14 protein-coding genes are annotated in these 14,997 nt (G+C 71.5%); 4 read left to right on the plus strand and 10 right to left on the minus strand.

Going from position 1 to position 14,997, the window contains the following annotated elements:
• Positions 1–38 precede the first annotated feature (38 nt).
• From ACZ6TD_RS12630 to ACZ6TD_RS12650, 5 genes are all read right to left on the minus strand, one after another.
• Positions 39–1,151: a PP2C family protein-serine/threonine phosphatase gene (locus ACZ6TD_RS12630; RefSeq protein WP_471353524.1), complete on the minus strand. Its 1,113-nt coding sequence runs from the start codon at positions 1,149–1,151 to the stop codon at positions 39–41.
• A gap of 66 nt (positions 1,152–1,217) precedes the next feature.
• A complete protein-coding gene (locus ACZ6TD_RS12635) occupies positions 1,218–2,609 on the minus strand; it encodes an amino acid permease (protein ID WP_471353526.1) in 1,392 nt (463 codons plus the stop codon).
• Between the two features lie 37 nt (positions 2,610–2,646).
• Positions 2,647–4,962, minus strand: a complete 2,316-nt coding sequence (locus tag ACZ6TD_RS12640) for a phage holin family protein (RefSeq protein WP_471353528.1) — start codon at positions 4,960–4,962, stop codon at positions 2,647–2,649.
• 239 nt (positions 4,963–5,201) lie between these two features.
• Positions 5,202–6,389, minus strand: a complete 1,188-nt coding sequence (locus ACZ6TD_RS12645) for a methyltransferase domain-containing protein (RefSeq protein WP_471353529.1) — start codon at positions 6,387–6,389, stop codon at positions 5,202–5,204.
• Between the two features lie 357 nt (positions 6,390–6,746).
• Positions 6,747–7,289, minus strand: a complete 543-nt coding sequence (locus ACZ6TD_RS12650) for a dihydrofolate reductase family protein (protein ID WP_471353531.1) — start codon at positions 7,287–7,289, stop codon at positions 6,747–6,749.
• A gap of 254 nt (positions 7,290–7,543) precedes the next feature.
• On the opposite strand from ACZ6TD_RS12650, the gene ACZ6TD_RS12655 reads away from it, so the two are divergent.
• The 3 genes from ACZ6TD_RS12655 to ACZ6TD_RS12665 all read left to right on the plus strand — a co-directional run bounded on the left by ACZ6TD_RS12655 (position 7,544) and on the right by ACZ6TD_RS12665 (position 9,308).
• A complete protein-coding gene (locus ACZ6TD_RS12655) occupies positions 7,544–7,996 on the plus strand; it encodes a hypothetical protein (protein WP_471353533.1) in 453 nt (150 codons plus the stop codon).
• 84 nt (positions 7,997–8,080) lie between these two features.
• Positions 8,081–8,626 (plus strand): SigE family RNA polymerase sigma factor, encoded by a 546-nt coding sequence (locus tag ACZ6TD_RS12660; RefSeq protein ID WP_471353535.1) that lies wholly within the window; start codon positions 8,081–8,083, stop codon positions 8,624–8,626.
• Positions 8,595–9,308, plus strand: a complete 714-nt coding sequence (locus ACZ6TD_RS12665) for an AAA family ATPase (RefSeq protein ID WP_471353537.1) — start codon at positions 8,595–8,597, stop codon at positions 9,306–9,308. Before ACZ6TD_RS12660 ends, ACZ6TD_RS12665 begins: the two co-directional genes overlap by 32 nt.
• 89 nt (positions 9,309–9,397) lie before the next feature.
• Here the strand turns inward: ACZ6TD_RS12665 and ACZ6TD_RS12670 are convergent, their stop codons facing one another.
• Together ACZ6TD_RS12670 and ACZ6TD_RS12675 are read right to left on the minus strand one after the other, a co-directional pair.
• The gene (locus tag ACZ6TD_RS12670) at positions 9,398–10,138 is read right to left on the minus strand and encodes a class I SAM-dependent methyltransferase (RefSeq protein ID WP_471353538.1); all 741 of its coding nucleotides are present in this window, start codon (positions 10,136–10,138) and stop codon (positions 9,398–9,400) included.
• Positions 10,139–10,329: 191 nt separating this feature from the next.
• A complete protein-coding gene (locus tag ACZ6TD_RS12675) occupies positions 10,330–10,893 on the minus strand; it encodes a TetR/AcrR family transcriptional regulator (RefSeq protein ID WP_471353540.1) in 564 nt (187 codons plus the stop codon).
• An 89-nt stretch (positions 10,894–10,982) separates the two neighbouring features.
• Between ACZ6TD_RS12675 and ACZ6TD_RS12680 the strand changes: the two genes are divergently transcribed.
• Positions 10,983–12,065 (plus strand): saccharopine dehydrogenase NADP-binding domain-containing protein, encoded by a 1,083-nt coding sequence (locus ACZ6TD_RS12680; protein WP_471353542.1) that lies wholly within the window; start codon positions 10,983–10,985, stop codon positions 12,063–12,065.
• Positions 12,066–12,131: 66 nt separating this feature from the next.
• Here ACZ6TD_RS12680 and ACZ6TD_RS12685 read toward each other — a convergent pair whose 3' ends face one another.
• The 3 genes from ACZ6TD_RS12685 to ACZ6TD_RS12695 form a co-directional block, all read right to left on the minus strand.
• The gene (locus ACZ6TD_RS12685) at positions 12,132–12,872 is read right to left on the minus strand and encodes a class I SAM-dependent methyltransferase (RefSeq protein WP_471353544.1); all 741 of its coding nucleotides are present in this window, start codon (positions 12,870–12,872) and stop codon (positions 12,132–12,134) included.
• Between the two features lie 107 nt (positions 12,873–12,979).
• Positions 12,980–14,191 (minus strand): sugar ABC transporter permease, encoded by a 1,212-nt coding sequence (locus ACZ6TD_RS12690; RefSeq protein ID WP_471353546.1) that lies wholly within the window; start codon positions 14,189–14,191, stop codon positions 12,980–12,982.
• Entirely contained in the window at positions 14,188–14,970 is a 783-nt protein-coding gene (locus ACZ6TD_RS12695) for an ATP-binding cassette domain-containing protein (RefSeq protein WP_471353547.1), read from the minus strand. Before ACZ6TD_RS12695 ends, ACZ6TD_RS12690 begins: the two co-directional genes overlap by 4 nt.
• Between the last annotated feature and the right edge of the window lie 27 nt (positions 14,971–14,997).

Raw genomic sequence — 14,997 nt, forward strand, 5'->3', positions numbered from 1 at the left:
GAGCGGCGGCTCGGGAGCAGTGGCTCAGGCGCGGCGGCTCAGGCACAGCGGGCGATCACCACGATGGCCGCGTCGTCGTTGACGACCCCGCCGGTGTGCCGGAGCAGATCGGCGTGGAGATAGTCCACCAGCGACTGCGGGCCGCCGCCCCCGCCCTTCCAGGCCGCGAGCCGTTCCGGGAGCGGATAGAAGGCGCCGCTGCCGTCCCGGGCCTCGATGACCCCGTCGGTGTGCAGCACCAGAAGGTCCCCGTACTCGAAGCGGAACGTCTCGACCTGGTAGTCCCCCTCGCTCGCCACCTCCAGGCCCAGTGGCGCCGCGGGCTCGCGCACGTCCAGCGTCGCGATCCCGCTCTTGTGCAACAGCAGTGGTGGGGGGTGGCCGCAGTTCACCATCCCCGTCACCGGGCCGTCGTCGTAGACGTCCAGCACCACGGCGGTCACGAAGGACTCCAGGAAATACCGCTCCTCACCGCCGATGTGGTGCCAGTTCCAGCACATGGCGTTGCCCATGTGGGCGGCGATGCCCGGCAGTGAGAGGTTGCGATATGCGGACCCCCGGAAGGCCCCGATCAGCACGGCGGCGTCGCCGATCGCGGCCAGTCCCTTTCCCCGGACGTCCCCGATGACCAGCCGGGTCGCCCCCTCGGTGCGCACGGCCGCGTACAGATCGCCGCCGATCTGCGCCTCCTCGTCGGCCGCGAGATACAGGGAGGCGATTCTCAGCTCCCCGATCCGTTCGGGCAGCGGCCGCAGCAGCACCTCCTGCGCCGCCACGGCCACTGATCGCACCTGGCTCAGCCGGCGCCGGTGCCGGTCGGTGACATAGCGAAAGCTCGTCACCAGCCCCGAGATCACGATCAGGGCGACGATCTGCGCCTGGTGGTTGGCGGTCATCAGGCCGCCGTGGAGCGCACCGATGATGATCTGAGCCCCCACGGCGAGGGCTCCGATCACGGCCGTTCCGCCCGCGCCCGCGAAGGACGCGGTGATCGCGGGTGCCGCGATCAGGAAGGGGCCGAGGTGGACGGTGGGCGGCGTAGTGAGATCGGTCAGCGTGACCGCCAGGATGATCGCGAGCGGGACGGCGAACAGCGCCCGGCTCGACCGCGTTTCCCCACCGATGCGGGTGAGGTCCGGCGAAACGCGCATACCTCCTGCTTACACCCGATACGGATGTGGCGCTGACCGCGACCGCGCCACGATCGCGGTGCGCGCTCAGGCGACGCCGTCCGAGGTGACCGCCGGGCTCGCCGCCGTGACATCGGCCGCCCCTGTGGCCTCCGCGCCGTCCGCCCGGCTCGCACGCCGCGCCGCCATCCACACGTAGACCAGCACACCGGCGAACAGGAACAGCACGCCCTGGTACACCGCCGCGTATCCGGCGCCCGCGACCAGCCAGAACGAGAAGCCGAAGCCCGCCAGCGCGAGCACCAGGTCCCGGACGAAGCGCCCGGTCCGCACCTCCTCGCGGCGCCCGGACAGCAGGAAGTACAGCTGCGCGCCCGCCGCCAGCAGATACGGGACCGTCGCCGAGAAGGTGGTGATCAGCACGAGGATCTCGAAGAGCCCGCTCGACCCCGAGGTGTAGTTGACCACGGTGAGCAGGGACGCCAGGAGCACGCCGACGATGACGCCGAAGGTCGGCACCCCGCGCCGCTTGGTGGCGAACGCGGCCGGGAAGAGCCCGTCCCGCGCGGCCGCGTACGGGGCCTGTGCGCTCATCAACGTCCAGCCGTTGAGCGCGCCGACGATCGACACCACGGCGGCCAGCGCGATCAGCGTGCCGCCCCAGCCCCCGCCGAACATCGCGTCGACCGCGTCCGAGAAGGGGGCGGTGGAGTCCACCAGGTCCTGGTGGGCCACGGTGCCGAAGACCGACACCGTGCCGAGCAGATAGACCACGGCCGCCCCGACCGTGCCCAGCACGCTCGCCCGTCCCACATTGCGCTCCGGGTCCCGCACCTCGCCCGCGCTCATCGAGGCCGACTCGACACCCACATAGCTGTAGAGCAGGATCGCGGCCGCCGCCGACAGGCCGCCGAGCGCGCTGCCACCGCCCTCGTTGAACGAGCCGAGGTTGTGCGGGTCGAAGAAGAAGAGGCCGACGACGGCGACGAAGAGCAGCGGGATGAACTTCAGCACCGTGGAGACCAGCTGCACCGCGCCCACCCAGCGGGTCCCGGCCAGGTTGGCGAGCGCGGGGAGCCAGAGCGCCAGCAGCGCCACGGCCAGGTTCGCGCCCTTCGACTCGTGGCCGGGGACCAGGACGTGCACATAGCCGACCGCCGCCACCGCGAGCGCGGCGTTGCTGACCCAGGTCATCGTCCAGTACGACCAGGCCGACAGGAACCCGGCGAAGTCGCCGAACGCCGCGCGGGCGTGTACGTACGGCCCGCCGGTGCTCGGGTCGCGCTCGGCGAGCCGCCCGAAGACCAGCGCGAGCGCGATGGCGCCCAGGGTCAGGATGCCGAAGGCGAGCAGGCTGAGGGTGCCGAACGGGGCGACGGAGGCGGGCAGCAGAAAGATGCCACCGCCGATGATGTTTCCCATGACGAGCGCGGTCGCCGTGGGCAGGCCGAAGCGGCGGGGGTGGGGCTGGTCGTGCATAGGAACATGGTCACAGAAGGTGTAGGGTGCACCAAAATCACCGGGTTTTGTTCGGCACGACCCGGCTGACCACGGTAAATGGTGCGGTGGGGGTGCTGTCCCACCGGGAATCCTGCACGGTGCGCGCCGCGTCGGGCGCCTTCGCCGACCGTGGGTCGGCGGGCACCTCGGCCTCTGCCGGGGCCTGCGCCGCCGACGCCGCTGCGGCCGGGGCCTCTGCCGCCGCGACCTCCACAGGGACCGCCTCCTCCTCCGGCACCTGGGGCCCGTCCGCCTCCTCCAGCCAGCGCCGCAGCACCTGGTGCACCCGCTCCGCCCCGACCAGTTCCTCCCCCGCCACCACCGGCGGGGTCAGCTCGGCCGGCCACAGCAGAAAGGGGTGCCCCTGCTCCCCGCCGAGCCCGCCGTGCGAGCCGATCTGCTCCTCGAAGGCGTGCACCGTCCCGCGCGCCGGGTCGTAGGCGGAGTTGACCATGATGTCGGGGGTGTTCCGGAAGTGGGCGGTGCGCCGTACGGCGCTCTCGGCGCCGGGCCCGAAGACCGTGAGCGGGCTCGCCCCGAAGACCTCCCCGGTGTCCAGCCGGTGCTCGGCCCCGTCCGCGCCCAGCACCACCGCGCCGTGCGCCTCGGACCGTACGAGCACGAAGCCCACGCCGGGGTGGTCGGCGAGTGTGCGCAGCAGCGCGGGGTGGCGGGCGTCGATCTGCTCGCGGCTCATCCGCCCCGGTACGTCGGGGAAGGAGATCAGGCCGAGATTCCCGGAGGCGAGCACGATGGGATCGGAAACGGCGGTGTCCGCGACGTCCGTGGCACCGACGACATCGGGGGCCTCCCGCCCCCCGCACCGCCCGTCCCCGTCCACCCCGGGCTTCTCCGGACGGTGCAGCGCCGCCCGCCCCGCCTCGCGCGCCTCCGCCCCGCTCGGGGTCCGCCCGGCCCGCCGCGACACGGGCAGCCCGCAACCGGCCCGCACCAGGTCCTCCAGCCTCAGCCCGTACGCCCCCGCGAAGGTCTCGCCGTGGCTCTGCCCGTGGTCGGACAGCAGCACGATGCGGTAGTCGCGCGGGGCGTGCTCGGCGACCTTGGCGATCAGCGCGATGGAGCGGTCGAGCCGGGCGAGTACCTGCCGGGCGTCCCGGCTGCGCGGCCCCGAGTGGTGGGCCACCTCGTCGTACGCCACCAGATCGGCGTAGATCACGGTACGGCCCGAGAGGATGTCCCCCATCACCGCCGTCACCACGACATCCCGCTCCACGACGGTGGCGAACGCCCGGATGAGCGGATACAGCCCGCCCCGCTTCACCCGGGGCGTCTCGCGGCGCAGCTTGGCGCGGGTGGACTGGCAGATCTCCCGGACCACCTCGGCGAGGAACGACACGGCGGTGCGGGTGGCGTTGGCGGGGTCGGCGAAGTACGCGAAGTATCCGGAACGGGAGCGGTTGTGCTTACCGCGCCGCGCCGCGACCGAGAGGACCAGCGCGAGCTGATCGGCGCCGCCGGTGAAGAGGTTGCCCCGGCTGGCCCCGTCCACCGTGAGGAGGCCGTCGTGTCTCGCCCGGGCGGCGGCGCGGCGCTGGAGCACCGCCGCGCTGGTCGGCCGGTTGCTCACCATCACCTCCCCGGTCTTCTTCTCGTACCAGCGGAAGGCGGGGACGTCCTCGTTGGAGCCGTGCAGGATGCCGAGTTGGCTGGCGCCGGTCTGGCTGGACCAGTCGGTGCGCCAGGGCGTGACCTTGTGGGTGCTCTGGAGCCAGCCCGCGACGGTGGGCATCACCGGGGGCCGGTTCTCGCGCTCCCGCAGCGCCTCCCGGAGCACCGCGTGCCCCACCCCGTCGAGTTGCAGGAACACCGTCCCCGGGGGCTCGTCGCTCCCCCCGTCCTCACCGAGCCGCCGCCTGCGCCGCACGGCCAGTCGCGCCAGCCGCCGCCGGTAGGCGCCGTCGTCCCGCACGGTCAGGAAGGTGCTCGTGGCGGACGACGCGGCGGACATCACGGCCGCCACCACGACGGCCGTCTCCGGCTCGGCGGCGCCGCGCCCGTCCGGGTTCACGCTGAGGGCGATCAGCAGCATGGAGCCGTTGAGCACGAACACCAGGAGCCCCAGAACCAGCGCGGGCATCAGCAGCAACGCCCGTACGAGCAGCGGCCACACCAGCGCGCTGAGCACCCCGAAGGCCCCCGCGCCGCTGGCCGCCGTGACGGCGATCTGCGTCGCGCTGTCGCCGTCACCTGACTTCAAGCGGAAGTCGGGGAGGATCCCGGCGAGCGCCAGCATCGTGAGCGTGGACACCGCCCACACCGCCGCCACCCGCAGCAGGGTTCCCCCCACGGTCTTCCATCGGGGCTTCTGCACGCCGCGCCCTCACTTCGCGTCACCGGCCCGCGCCATGCGCGCGAACCGGCCTCAAGCGTGGCACAGGGCCCCCGCGACCCGGCGGACAGTGGGTTACCAGGACGGATCGATTCCGCTTACGGCAGCCCATGAATTCGCCGGGAGCGCGACGCGTCGCGCTCGGCGCTACGGGACCGGGAACCGGCCGGGCTACGGGGACCAGGAGTCGGCCGGGCTACGAGGACGGGGAACCGGCCGGGCTACGGGGACCAGGAGTCGGCCGGATCGTCCAGCCACACCCGCTGACCGGTGGGGCCCGGCCCGACCGTAAGGCCGAAGCGGGTGTGGTCCGGCCTGCCATGGCCGACCCACCACCCGTACGCGGCCTCGGCCTCGTCCCACAGCCGACGCTCCCCCGCCTGCCAGACGCGCGCTTCCGCCTCCCCCTCGCGGAACACGACACACGCCCAGGAACGGTCGATCAGCCCGTAGAGCCACACGGGTCGCGCACCATCGTGCGGGGCGGCCACGACCTGCACGCAATGCCGTACCCGGAGCCCCAGCGCGAAGGGGAGGGCGGAGTACGGAGGAGCGATGAACTCCCCCTCGGGGATGCCGGTACTGGACGTATCGGCGCCGCCGCTGCCCCCGCCCTCGTCCGGGACGTAGGCGCCGTGCGGCGGCAGCGACAGCCGCTGGCCGCGCAGTTTCATGAACTCCACGGGGCCGGTGAAACGCCCCGATGCCGTCCCGTCCCGACGCACCACCAGCCGGACGACGGCGTCCGCATGGGTGTAGTGGGTGCCCCAGGGGGCGACGATCAGGCCCCCGGGCCGCGTCTGTTCGATCCACGCCCCGGGGATCTCCCGGAGGCCGACGGTGGCCAGGACGCGGTCATACGGTGCGTTGCCCGCAGAGCCCTTCGCACCGTCACCGAGCACGACATCCGGCCGCAACCCGGCCCCGGCCAGCCGCCGGCGCGCATGGCGCGACACGTCCGGGTCCACCTCGACCGTGGTGACCTTACGGCCGCCACAGCGATGTGCCAGCGCCCCGGCCGTCTCCCCCGTGCCGGTGCCCACGTCGAGCACGGCCATGCCCTCGTCCACGGCCAGGTCCCGCAGCAAGGCGTAGACGACGGAGGGCATGGAGGATGAGCTGGTGGACACCCGGCCCGGTTCGGGGCCGGTGTGCTCGCCGTCGTCCCACTGCGTCACGATGGGCGCGTCGCTGTCGGCGGCGGCGTACCAGGCGTCCGGTTCCTCGGCCTTGTCGACCGCGACGGCCCCCTGTGTCCGCGTATCGAACGGCCACATCAACTCCGGCAAAAACGCGGCCCGGTCAACGGCGGCGAAGGTCGGCGCCCAGTCCTCCCCCATCACCCCCGCCCCGAGAAGCACCCGCCCCAACGCGGCCCGGCCGGGCCGGGCGATGCCCTCGAACGTCATGCGGCCTTGGGCGGGTTCGGCACGCCGGGCCCACCGTCGGGCGTCGGCGGCGGATGCGGCCCGGGGTAGGGCTGGCCGGGCAGCTTGTCACCGTTTCCGCCGTCGTTTCGGCCCCGGACGATCCGCGACATCGACGCTCTCCCCCTCCAGCCGGGCGCCCGCCCCGTCGAGACCGCGCCCCTCATCACCATAGGGCGCGTCACTGGAAAAGCGCTCGAGCTCAGGCATTCGTGACTGTCACCAGGCCGACCACGGCGAGCGCGGTGAGTACGGCCATGGCCGCCGGACCCCTGCGATTGTCCTATGCGGATTTGGGTTCGGCTGACCCCGAACCTGCCACCTACCACCGCGCCCCGCCTACTTCCGCACGCGGAAGCGGAGCATCGTGACGGCGCCCGACTGGGTGTTGCTGAAAGGTTCCAGGTCGATCCTGCCGAGGCTTGGGGGCGAGAAGCGGACACCGTCGCCGAGCAGCACCGGTAGGACATACACCAGGATCTCGTCGACGAGCCCGCGCCGCAGGCACTGCGCGGCCACGTCGGCACCGAGGATCTCCAGGTTCTTGCCGCCCGCGGCGCCGCGCGCCGTGGCAACGGCTTCCTCGATGTCACAGGTGAGGAACGTGACGGTGGGGTCCGGCTCGTCGGGAGGCTCGTGGGTGAGGACGAACTGTGCTCCCCCGTCGTAGGCGGTGTCCTGGTCGGCCATGCGCTTGGCGACCTCGTACGTGCCCCGGCCGACGAGCATGGCGCCCGTGGCCGCCATAACCTCCGGGAACGCGTCCCCGGTCAGGTGCTCGAAGATCCAGTCCATCGCGTGGCCAGGACCGGCGATGAACCCGTCCAGCGACATCGCCCTGTTCACGACCACTTTGCCGGTGCCGATGCTCACATCACCCATGCGCCTTCTCCAAGGATTGTGGAGGCCCGGGGCCGAATCATAGTTCGGCCGGTGGGGAGGGCGGCGGCCCTGACCTCATTGATCGGTGTGGCGGAACAGGGATGACGAACAATTCCGGCCCCGGTGAACTCGAAGGCGCAACGCCCCACAGCGGCGCCGTGCGAAGCGCGGACGTAGCTCCACGGGGGTGGGCAACGCCCGCATCCGTACGGCAGCGGCCATCGGGGCCCGACCCACGGAGAGAGGACAAGATCGTGAACGGATACAGGAGCATCGCCTTGGCGGCGGCGACCGCGGCCCTGGCCGGCGGACTCGCGCTGGCGGCCCCGGCCCATGCCGTGAGCACAGGCCGGCCGGCGGCCGCCGCGTCGGCGCGGCACGGCGTCCACATCGACGGGTACGAGCCCGACTCGGTCGTCACGCGGGGCGCCTGCAAGGGCTGGATGAACACCAAGAAGACCGACGGTCACTGGTTCGCCCAGGGGCTCGTCCAGTCCTGGAACGGCACCCGCTGCGCCATGATCCTGGAGCGCGAGCACAACGGCGGGGCCTACGACATGATCTCCGATCAGCACATCGTCCCGGACAACGGTAAGGACAAGGACTCGACCGGCTACTACTGGGACCACACGGGCTACAAGTCCCGTGTGTGCATCGCCAACCTCGACTGGGGCGACGCCTCCTGGCACTGCGGCAAGGGCATCTGAGCGCAGCCGACGCGCACCGGTACCGGAGCAGTGCGGGCGCCCGGCACGGCCGGGCGCCCGCGCGCAGCCGAAAGGAGCCCAAACGTGAACGTGCGCGAGCACCTCGGCGAGGCGCTGGAGTTCGAGGAATACGTACGAAGGCGGCACGACGCTCTGCTGCGCACTGCCCGGCGCCTGATCTCCGACCCGTTCGAAGCCCAGGACCTGCTCCAGACAGCGCTCGCCCGAACATACGACCGCTGGGACGGCATAGCGGACAAGCAGCTCGCCGACGCCTATCTGCGCCGAGTCATGATCAACACTCGAACCGAATGGTGGCGGGCCAGAAAGCTGGAGGAGGTCCCCACTGAGCAACTGCCGGACACGAGCGTCGAGGACGACACCGAGCAGCACGCCGACCGGGCTCTGCTGATGGAGGTCATGAGGGCGCTCTCCCCGAAGCAGCGCAGTGTGGTCCTGCTGCGATATTGGGAGCAGATGTCCACGGAGGAGACGGCCGTCGCCCTCGGCGTGTCGGTCGGAACGGTCAAAAGCACACTGCATCGCACACTCGCCCGGCTCCGCGAGGAGCTGAAGCGTCACGTGAGAGACTCGGGCGATGATTATCGAACGTGCGTACGCACACATTGACTCGGGGTCGCACGAGGAGGAGACGTGGCCCTGGTCCGTGCCCTGTGTGCGGGGGTTGCTGGCGGACGGGCTGCGGTTCACCGCGCCCGTGACGTTTCTCGTCGGGGAGAACGGGTCGGGCAAGTCGACGCTGGTGGAGGCGCTCGCGGAGGGGTTCGGACTGGACCCGTACGGCGGCTCGCACGACTGGCAGTACGCCAGCCACCGGCCCAAGTCGCCGCTGGGTGAGCGGATCCGCTTCGACGCGGCGCCGCGCGGTCGGCGGATGCTGGGCAGTTGGTCGGCGCGCAAGGGGTTCTTCCTGCGCGCCGAGACCGCGTTGGACGCCCTGCACCGGGAGGGCTTCGCCCCGCATTCGGTCAGCCACGGCGAGGGGTTTCTCGCGGCGTTCCGGGGCAAGTTCCTCCAGCCCGGGCTGTACGTCATGGACGAGCCGGAGGCGGCGCTCTCCTTCGCCTCCTGCCTGGAGCTCATCGGTCACCTCAATGAGCTGGTGAAGAACGGCGGCCAGGTCATCTGCGCGACGCATTCGCCGCTGCTGACCGCGCTGCCCGGTGCGGACATCGTCGAGGTCGGCGAGCACGGGATGCGGCGGGCGGCCTGGAGCGAACTGGCCCTGGTCGACCACTGGCGCCGGTATCTCGCCGATCCGCGGAGCTATCTGCGGCATGTCCTGGACTGAGTCCGGAGCGAGTGCCGGACAGGGCGCGGGCCGCCTCGCCGGCCGCCGGGCCGGTGGGAGGTTGGGCCCGGCGGCGCCGGACTTGCCGGTCACCGCGAGGCGAGCTCGGCTCGATAGCATTCCGTCACATAGGGCATCCCCGCCGGACGCTCCGCGTCCAGCAGCCCGCGGACCCGCCCCAGCAGCTCCTCCCGCGTCGCGGGCTCCAGAGTGATCACATAGCTGCGAGAGGCGACCATATCCACGATCTCCCCGGCCGTCATCGGATGGTTCCAGCGGAAGTCCCGCCGCTCAACGGGCCCAAACGGCGCGCCCACGCGCTCGACTTGCCGGTCTTCCGTCGGTGCGGCGGCGTAGTCCCGCAGGATCCGCTCCAGCTCCGCCACCCAGGTCACCGAGAGATCACGGGAGTTCCACACCAGGCCCAGCCGCCCTCCCGGGCGCAGCACCCGGGCGACTTCCGGGACCGCCCGCCGTGGGTCCACCCAGTGCCATGCCTGCGCGCAGACCAGGGAGTCCACGCTCGCGTCCGACAGCGGGATCGACTCCCCCGCCCCCTCCAGGACTCGCACATCGGGGAGCACCTGGGAGAACTGCTCGCGCATCCCGGCCGAGGGCTCCACCGCGAGGACCTCCCGGCCCGGGGCCCGAAGCGCACGGGTCAGCTTGCCGGTACCCGCGCCGAGATCGACCACGGTCCGTACGCCCCCGGGCACCAGCCAGGCCACCGCCTCCGGCGGATAGGGCGGGCGGCCACGCTCATAGGCGTCCGCCGCGGCCCCGAACGAGCCCGCCTGACGATTCTTCTCCTGTTCCTCGGCTGTCGTCATGCCCAGCAGCCTGCCAGGTGGCCACCCGGTGCCACCATGCGGACGACAGCGCCAGGGGCGGATCGGGCCCAGACCGTCTTGCGAGAACTGCTGGTCGCGGCTCGCACGGACCGCAAGGCACTCCTCGATCGCAAGCCGGTAGCAGGTCGCATCGTGGCGGCTGCCGATCAAGAGGTCCCCTGAGCCTCGGCTCAGGTGTCCCCGGTCAGCACCGCGTGGAGCGCGGCCTCGGCGGCGTCGAAACACTCGGGGAAGGGGCCCTCGCCGTCGGCCCAGCGACCGAACGCCTCCTCGGAGACGATCGAGGCCACCCGTGCGGTGAGGTGCGCCTCAGTAGGCCCGGCCCCGCGCCGTTCCAGGGCGGCCCGAAGCGCGGCGGTGACCTCTGCCGACTTGCTGCGCTCGCGTTCCAGCAGCTCCGCACTGGACTGGATGATCGCTCTGCGCTGCCCGGAATCGGTGACCATCGCGCTGACCTCCGCACCGACCTCGCGGAGGGCCGACAGCGCCGCCCGCAGCGGCGCAAGCCCGGGATCCGCGGCGAGGACGGCCTCGGCCACGGCGAGTGGAAGCCGCTCGGAGCCGGCGAAAAGAATCTCCCGCTTGTCCGGGAAGTACCGGTGGAAGGTCCGCCGGGTCAGCCCCGCCCGCTCCGCGATCTGCGTCACCGTCACGGCGTCGTAACCATGCTCGCCGAACAGGTCCAGTGCCGCCCGGCGCAGGCGTTCCGGAGCTCCGGCGTCCCAACGTGCCATGCCCGCATCTTACCCATGGAGATGTCTCACTGTGACATCGATGCTAGCCTGGCGATGACACAATGAGACATTGCAGAGAGTGAAGAGCTATGACGCAGAGCGAGATCTGGATTCTGGGGGCCACCGGCCGGGTCGGCCGGGCCGTCGCGGCACAGATCGTGGCGGGCGGGACCGTCCCCGTGCTGGTCGGGCGCGATACCGGCCGGCTGCGCAAGGCCGCCGCCGACCTCGGGCTCGACGCCGGCTCGAAGATTGTCGTCGCGTCAGGGGCGGACGCCATGTCGGCTGAGATCACCCGGCAGCGGCCCGCCGTGGTCGTCAACACCATCGGCGACTACGCCGAGAGCGCCGTCCCGCTCGCACGCGCCTGTATGCCGGGCGGCCATTACCTCGACCAGGCCAACGACCCGACCGCCTTCCACCGCCTGTTCGCCCTGCACGACGAGGCCACCGCCGCAGGAAGCACCCTGGTGACCGGCGCGGGATTCGGCGTCGTCGGAACCGAGGCGATCGTGGCACGCATGTGCGAGAACCGTCCCGTGCCGAGCCACGTCCGGGTGGACACCTTCGCCTCGGTCGCCGTCGAGGAAGGGGTGCTCGGCGCTGCCCTTGCCGCCAGCATCGTGGACGGCTTCGCGATGGGGGGCCGCCGTTACGAAGGTGGCCGGTTGGTCAAGACCCGCTTCGGCGGGGAGATCCATCGACTGACCCTGCCCGACGGGGAGCGCATGTCCTCGGTCGGTGTCCCCTCCGGTGAACTCATCGCCGCGCACCGGGTGAGTGGAGCCCCCTCGGCGTCGGCGACCTCCGGCCTCATTCCCGCCTCGCTCGCCGTTCGAGCGGCCCTGCCGCTGTTGTCAGCGATCCTGCGGATCCGGGCCGTGCGGACCTTCGCGATCGGCCGGATGTCCGGGATCAAGGCCAAGGCCGCTCCGCGCCCGCGCTCCCACACCTGGGGCCACGCCGTCATCACCTGGCCCGACGGCACCGTCCGCGAAGGCTGGCTGCGGACCGGCGACGCCATGGACTTCACCTCCGCCGTAGCCGCGCAGACCGCGTTCCGGCTCGCCGCGGGCAAGGGACGGCCCGGCGCTCACACCCCGGCCGCCGCTCTCGGCCCGGACCTCGCCATCGCCGCCGGAGCCGACTTCGTGGACGACGCCCTTCTCTGAAGCTGAACGCCGCTGCGATGGCCAGGCCCGGCGAGGGGATGCCTTCACGTCTCGGCGCGGCGGAACTTACGGTTTGTGGGTTACCCAGAGCAGTTCCGCCGGCCAGCGGTGTGCCCAGTCGGGTGGGTCGGTTTCGTTGTAGCCGTTGGGTGTTCCGAGTTCGGGCCGCGGCTCGATGAGGTCGTCGATGATGAGACCCGCGCCGCGCAGGACCTTGACCCAGTCGCCGTAGGTGAGCTGATAGCTGGTCGCGCCGTCGTCCTCGGCGATGGTGTTCAGCCCGAAGTAGTCCTGCTGCAGCGTCGTGGTCACGCGGCTGGCGGCTTCGTCGTAGCAAGCTTCGAACCATGGGCTGGCGACGTTGAACACCAGGCGCCCGCCTCGGCCCAAGACGCGTGCGGCCTGCGGGACGGCCAGGTGCGGGGGCGCCCAGCTGAGCCCACCGAAGTCGCAGAACACCAGGTCGAAGCTGTCGGCGGCGAAGGGGAGTTGTTCGGCGGCGCCTTGCACCAGCGGGTAGCGGGCCGCTCCCATCGCGCGGGCCGCTGCGGCGAGTTGGGCTTCGGACAGGTCGAGCCCGACCACGGTGGCGCCCTCGGCGGCGAGCGCCCTGGACCACTGGCCGGCGCCGCAGCCGAGTTCGAGGACGCGCTTGCCGGTGACGTCGCCCAGGGCGTGCAGGTGCGCGTCGGGAATGGAGTACATGCCCCACAGCCGGGGTGTGGCGCCGATTCGCGGGTCGTGCTCGTGCTGGTAGGCGCTGCTGATCTGGTTCCAGAACCGCCGGTTGGCGGGGATGCTGTCCACGTGCCGACTCCAGCACTGCCTGCCGGGGGCGGTCAACACGATGAGGGCACTGGCCGGCCCTCGCCTCGGTCCGGCCCTGGCTCGGCCCATGATCCGTCAGAAGGACCCTAAGCCCGGCCATGCGCCCGCTGGGCGCGACGGGAGAGGGAGTCGATCACGACGGCCAGCAGCAGCACACCCCCGGTGATCATGAACTGCACGGCGGTCTGGACGTCCATCAGCGCCACGCCGGAGGCGATCGACTGGATGACGAGCACACCCAGCAGGGCGGACCAGGTGCTGCCGCGGCCGCCGAAGAGGCTCGTGCCGCCGATGACGGCCGCCGCGATGGCGTTCATCAGCAGGTCCGTGGTGACCGATGTCTGGCTGACCGAGTTGATCCGGGAGGCCAGGAAGAGGCCGCCGATGGCGGCCATCGTGCTCGACATCATGAACGCGGAGATGCGCACCCAGGCCACGTTGATCCCGGCGCGGCGGGCCGCCTCGACGCCGCCGCCCAGGGCGAAGATCATCCGGCCGTAGGCCGTGCGGCGCAGGACGTAGTCGAGGATGACGAGGACGATCACGAAGATCAGCAGGGCGAGCGGCAGGCCCTGGAACTGGTTGAGCACATACGCGGCGGCGAAGGCGAGCACCGCGAGCACGCCCGTGCGGACGGCGATCCAGGCCGGGGAGCGGGTGGGCACTCCGGCGGCGCGACGGCGCTGGACATCACGCCAGGCGGTCAGGAAGTACCCGGCGGTGCCGAGCGCCGCCAGGGCGTAGGCGGCGGCGACGTCGGAGAAGTAGTAGTTGGTCAGCTTGGCGACCAGGCCCTGATCGTCGAGGTTGATGGTGCCGTACGCGCCCATGATGGCGAGCATCAGGCCGTACCACCCCAGCAGTCCGGCGAGGGTGACCACGAACGCGGGGACGCCGACCACGGCGGTGAAGAAGCCGTGGACGAAGCCGACGGCCGTACCGCACAGCGCGCCCAGGATGATGGCGGGTGGTTCGGGCATGCCGAAGTTGACGTTCAACACGGCGAACAGGGCGGAGGCCAGGCCGCTCACCGAGCCCACCGACAGATCGATCTCGCCGATCAGCAGGACGAAGATCACGCCGACCGCGATCATGCCGGTGCCGACGATGTCCACGCTGAGGTTGGAGAGGTTGCGCGGGGAGAGGAAGTGCGGGTTGAGAATCTGAAAGGTGATCCAGATCGTGAGCAGCCCGAGCACGACCGGGACGGCACCGAGCGTCCCGCCGCCCACCCGGCGCCCGAACGCGTCGGTGAAGCGTTCGGCACCGTGGGCGCTGGATCCGCCGGGGATGCTCACAGCTCCCCCTCCCGCGCCACGCGCCGCGTGACCGCGTTGTCGGACGCGCCGGTGATGGAGGAGACGATCTGCTCCTGGGAGGTGGTGGTGACGTCGAAGAACCCGTTGTTGCGGCCCAGGCGCAGCACCGCGACCCAGTCCGCGACGGCCTTGACGTCGCCCAGGTTGTGGCTGATCAGCAGCACCCCGAGCCCGCGTTCACGGAGCCGTTCCACCAGGTCGAGGACCTGGGCGGTCTGCTCGATACCGAGGGCGGCGGTGGGCTCGTCCAGCATCACCAGGCTCGGTTCGCCGAGCAGCGCCCGGGAGATGGCGACGGTCTGCCGCTGGCCTCCGGAGAGGGACGCTACGGGCCTGCGGACGTCGGGGATGCGGATGGAGAGGGTGGCCAGCAGATCGCGGGTGCGGCGCTCCATCTCCACCTCGTCCAGGACACCGATCCGGGTGATCTCGCGGCCGAGGAAGAGATTGCCGACGACGTCCAGGTTGTCGCAGAGCGCGAGGTCCTGGTAAACGGTGGCGATCCCCAGGTGCTGGGCGTCGTGCGGGCGGCCGATGTGGATGGGGCGGCCCCGCCATTCGAGGGTGCCCGTGTCGGCCGGTTCGACGCCCGCGATCACCTTGACCAGGGTGGACTTCCCCGCACCGTTGTCGCCCACCAGGGCGATGACCTCACCGGCGTGGATCTCCAGCTCGACGTCCGTGAGCGCCTGGACCGCGCCGAAGCGCTTGAAGACGCCACTCAGCGCCAGCAGGGGCGGGGCCGACGGTCGGGCCATCCGCGCCTCCCTTCATTCCGCGTCGTG

This window comes from Streptomyces yongxingensis (assembly GCF_055597465.1).